Genomic DNA, 4,935 nt, shown 5'->3' on the forward strand with positions numbered 1-4,935 from the left:
GCTGCTCGAGCTCGTGGCCGAGGCGCGCGCGGCCGGCGTCGACGCCGAGGCCGCGCTCCGTGCGACCGTCCGCGAGCTCGAGTCCCAGGTGCGGACGGCCGAGCGTCCCGAGGCCTGACGGCCGAGGCCCGACCTCCGCAGGTCGACGTGAGCGGGGCGGAGCCCCGTGGGTCACACGTCCTGCCGGGAGCGCCCGGCGACGGCTACCGTCGAGCCGTCAGGCTCACGAGGAGGCCGCATGAGGATCGGTGTGCCGCGCGAGGCGCGTCCGGGTGAGCGGCTCGTCGCCGCGACGCCCACCACGGTGGGCCAGCTGCGCAAGCTCGGGTACGACGTCGTCGTCGAGGCGGGCGCGGGTGCCGCGGCGTCGTTCCCCGACGTCGCCTACGCCGAGGCCGGTGCGACCGTGGTGCCCGCGGCAGAGGTCTGGTCGAGCGACGTCGTCACGGCCGTGACGGCCCCCGGCGCCGACGCCCTCGCCGCCGTGCGCCCGGGCGCCCTGCTGGTCGCCATGATGTCGCCCGCGACTCGGCCCGAGCTGCCCGCGGCCCTCGCCGCCGCCGGCGTGACCGGCCTCGCGCTCGACGCCGTGCCGCGGATCTCGCGGGCGCAGGCGCTCGACGTGCTGAGCACGCTGTCGAACGTCGCCGGCTACCGGGCGGTCATCGAGGCCGCCGAGGAGTACGGCGGCATGTTCACCGGCCAGGTGACCGCGGCGGGCAAGACGGCCCCCGCCGAGGTGTTCGTGATCGGCGCGGGTGTCGCGGGCCTCGCCGCGATCGGCGCCGCCGTGAGCCTCGGCGCGCGCGTGCGGGCGTACGACGTCCGGCCCGAGGTGGCCGAGCAGATCGAGTCGATGGGCGCGGAGTTCGTGCGCGCCGACCTGCCGGCCCAGCAGGGTGCGAGCGCCGACGGGTACGCCGACGCCCTCACCGCCGAGCAGGAGGCCTCCGTCGCCCGGATGTACGCGCAGGAGACCGCGCGCGCCGACGTCGTCATCACCACGGCGCTCGTGCGCGGCACGGCGCCGACGACGATCACCGCCGCGATGGTCGCCGCCATGCGGCCCGGCAGCGTGGTCGTGGACCTCGCCGCCTCGGGCGGCGGCAACTGCGAGCTCACCGTGCCGGGCGAGCGGGTCGTGACCGAGGGCGGCGTCGTCGTGCTCGGCTGGACGGACCTCACGAGCCGCATGCCGCGGCACACGTCGCAGCTGTTCGGCACGAACGTCGTCCACCTCATGACGCTGCTCACGCCCGAGCGCGACGGGACCCCCGTGCTCGACCTCGACGACCCGGTGCAGCGCGGCATGACCGTCGCGCACGACGGCGGCGTGCTGTGGCCGCCGCCCCCGGTGCAGGTCTCCGCCGCGCCGGCCCCGCAGGCCGAGGTGCCCGCCCTGGCACACCGGCTCGACCCGCGTGCCGCGGAGCGGCGCCGGCGACGGTCGACGGTGCTCGCGGCGCTCGCCGCGGCGCTCGTCACGGTCGCCCTGAGCGCCGCACCGCCGGACCTGCACGGGCACGTCATGGTGTTCGCGCTCGCCGTGGTCGCGGGCTACTACGTCATCTCGAACGTGAGCCACGCGCTGCACACGCCGCTCATGGCGCAGACCAACGCGGTGTCCGGGATCATCCTCGTCGGCGCGCTCCTGCAGCTCGGCTCGGCGAACCTGCTCGTCACGGTGCTCGCGTTCGTCGCGGCGTCGGTCGCGAGCATCAACATCTTCGGCGGCTTCCTCGTCACGCACCGGATGCTCTCGATGTTCCGGAAGGACGGCTGACGTGACCTCGACCGCGCAGGCTCTCTACCTCCTCGCCGCCGTGCTCTTCGTGCTGAGCCTCGCCGGGCTGTCGAAGCAGTCGACGGCGCGCCGCGGGACCGTGCTCGGCATGGTCGGCATGGCCGTGGCGCTCGCCGCGACCGTGCTCCTGAGCCTCGAGCGGAGCAGCCGCCCCGTGCTCGTCACGGGCGTGCTCATCGCCCTCGTCCTGGCGGTCGGCGCGACGGTCGGCACGTGGCGCGCGCGCAGCGTCGAGATGACGCAGATGCCCGAGATGATCGCCGTGCTGCACAGCTTCGTCGGCCTCGCGGCCGTGCTCGTCGGCTACGGGTCGTGGCTGACGGCCGGAACGGACGGGCACCGGGGCGACGTCGTGCACGGCGTGGAGGTCTACCTGGGCGTGCTCATCGGCGCCGTGACGTTCACCGGCTCGGTCGTCGCCTACCTCAAGCTGGCCGCACGCATCCGCACCGCGCCGCTCATGCTGCCGGGGCGCAACGTGCTCAACCTCGCCGCGCTGGCGGCGTGCGTCGCGCTCCTCGCGTGGTTCCTCGCGACGGACGGCGTCGTCCCGCTGCTGCTCATGACGGTGGTCGCGCTCGCGCTGGGCTGGCACCTCGTCGCGTCGATCGGCGGTGGCGACATGCCCGTCGTCGTCTCGATGCTCAACTCGTACTCGGGCTGGGCGGCCGCCGCGGCCGGGTTCATGCTCGGCAACGACTTGCTCATCGTCACGGGCGCCCTCGTCGGCTCGTCGGGCGCGATCCTCTCCTACCTCATGTGCCGGGCGATGAACCGGTCCTTCGTCAGCGTGATCCTCGGCGGCTACGGCGTCGAGGCGGGCACGGGCGCGGGACCCGGCGCGGCCGGGCCGGCGGGCGAGCACCGCGAGGTGAGCCCGGCCGACGTCGCCGCGATGCTCGCGGCGGCGCGCACGGTGGTCGTCACGCCGGGCTACGGCATGGCGGTCGCGAAGGCGCAGTACCCGGTAGCCGAGCTCGTCTCCCGGCTGCGCGCGGCCGGCGCCGACGTGCGGTTCGGCGTGCACCCGGTCGCCGGGCGGCTGCCCGGGCACATGAACGTGCTGCTCGCCGAGGCGCGCGTGCCGTACGACATCGTGCTCGAGATGGACGAGGTCAACGACGACCTGGCCGAGACCGACGTCGTGCTCGTCATCGGCGCGAACGACACCGTCAACCCCGCGGCGCTCGACGACCCGGACTCGCCGATCGCCGGCATGCCCGTGCTCGAGGTGTGGAAGGCGCGGCAGGTCGTCGTCTTCAAGCGGTCGATGGCGACGGGGTACGCGGGCGTGCAGAACCCGCTGTTCTTCCGCGACAACACCGCGATGCTGTTCGGCGACGCGAGGACCCAGGTCGAGGCGATCCTCGCGGCCCTCCCGCTGCCGGCCACCCGCTGACCGCCCCACCCCGGGCCCGCGCCGTCGTCCGTCCGCGCGCCGAACGTCCCACCACGCACCCGGGCGGCCGGGACTACTGTGGAACCCGGCCGGTTGACGTCGACCGGCGGCACGGTCCCACCGTCCGCCGACGCTGCACCCGCAGCCGTGCGACGCCGGACCCGACACCCGCACCCTGCTGAAGGAGCATTCGTGGCCACCATCGAGGCCGTAGGCGCACGCGAGATCCTCGACTCGCGCGGCAACCCCACCGTCGAGGTCGAGGTCGCACTCGACGACGGCACCATCGCCCGGGCCGGCGTGCCCTCGGGTGCCTCGACCGGAGCCTTCGAGGCCGTCGAGCGCCGTGACGGCGACAAGGGCCGGTACCTCGGCAAGGGCGTCCAGGACGCGGTCACCGCGGTCATGGACGACATCGCCCCCGAGCTCATCGGCTTCGAGGCCAGCGAGCAGCGCCTCGTCGACCAGGCCCTGATCGACCTCGACGGCACGCCCAACAAGGGCAAGCTCGGCGCCAACGCGATCCTCGGCGTCTCGCTCGCCGTCGCGAAGGCCGCGGCCGACAGCGCCGACCTCCCCCTCTTCCGCTACGTCGGCGGCCCGAACGCCCACGTGCTGCCGGTCCCGATGATGAACATCCTCAACGGCGGGTCGCACGCCGACTCGAACGTCGACATCCAGGAGTTCATGGTCGCCCCGATCGGCGCGACGACCTACCGCGAGGCCCTGCGGACGGGCGTCGAGGTCTACCACTCGCTCAAGTCCGTGCTGAAGAGCAAGGGCCTGGCGACGGGCCTGGGCGACGAGGGCGGCTTCGCGCCGAACCTCGGCTCCAACCGCGAGGCGCTCGACCTCATCCTCGTCGCGATCGAGAAGGCCGGCTTCACGCCCGGCTCCGAGGTCTCGCTCGCGCTCGACGTCGCCGCGACGGAGTTCTTCAAGGACGGCGCGTACCAGTTCGAGGGCGCCGCCAAGACGCCCGAGGAGATGCTCGCGTTCTACGAGCAGCTCGTCGCCGACTACCCGCTGGTCTCCATCGAGGACCCGCTGTCCGAGGACGAGTGGGACTCCTGGTCGCAGCTCGTCACGAACGTGGGCGACCGCGTGCAGATCGTCGGCGACGACCTCTTCGTCACCAACCCCGAGCGCCTCGCCAAGGGCATCGAGCTCCGGGCCGCCAACTCGCTCCTGGTCAAGCTCAACCAGATCGGCACGCTGTCCGAGACGCTCGACGCCGTCTCGCTCGCGCAGCGCTCCGGCTTCACCGCGATGGTCTCCCACCGCTCGGGCGAGACCGAGGACGTGACGATCGCGGACCTCGCCGTCGCGACCAACGCCGGCCAGATCAAGACCGGTGCGCCGGCCCGCGGCGAGCGCATCAACAAGTACAACCAGCTGCTCCGCATCGAGGAGGAGCTGGACGACGCCGCGCGCTACGCCGGCGCCGCCGCGTTCCCGCGCCGCCGCTGATCAGCACGGCCGCGCCCCCGGGCGCGTGAGCACGACCCGCAGGGCCCGGTCCACGGACCGGGCCCTGCGCCGTCCCCGCCCGGGCCGGCCGGTCGACGTCGGCCCGGTGGCGGACCCGGGGGCGGCGCGCCCGGGGACCCTCCCGGGGCTGCGGCGGTCCGCGAGGCACAATCGAGCCATGTCCCGTCGGCCCGTGCTCCCTCGCGCCCGCAAGGGCTCGCCGGGCTCGCCGGGCTCGTCGACGGGTGCGTCGGCCTCCGGC

Annotated in this window: 3 protein-coding genes; all 3 read left to right on the forward strand. The window is 74.2% G+C overall.

Annotated elements, in window-relative coordinates:
• Window positions 1-238: 238 nt before the first annotated feature.
• The 3 genes from ICW40_RS03500 to eno all read left to right on the forward strand — a co-directional run bounded on the left by ICW40_RS03500 (window position 239) and on the right by eno (window position 4,673).
• On the forward strand, window positions 239-1,783 hold the full coding sequence (locus ICW40_RS03500; RefSeq protein WP_221652449.1) for a Re/Si-specific NAD(P)(+) transhydrogenase subunit alpha: 1,545 nt from the start codon (window positions 239-241) through the stop codon (window positions 1,781-1,783).
• Between the two features lies 1 nt (window position 1,784).
• Window positions 1,785-3,203, forward strand: a complete 1,419-nt coding sequence (gene pntB / locus ICW40_RS03505; protein WP_221652450.1) for a Re/Si-specific NAD(P)(+) transhydrogenase subunit beta — start codon at window positions 1,785-1,787, stop codon at window positions 3,201-3,203.
• A gap of 192 nt (window positions 3,204-3,395) precedes the next feature.
• A complete protein-coding gene (gene eno, locus ICW40_RS03510; protein WP_221652451.1) occupies window positions 3,396-4,673 on the forward strand; it encodes a phosphopyruvate hydratase in 1,278 nt (425 codons plus the stop codon).
• Window positions 4,674-4,935: the final 262 nt, after the last annotated feature.

The organism is Actinotalea ferrariae, assembly GCF_019733465.1.
Taxonomy (GTDB): domain Bacteria; phylum Actinomycetota; class Actinomycetes; order Actinomycetales; family Cellulomonadaceae; genus Actinotalea; species Actinotalea ferrariae_A.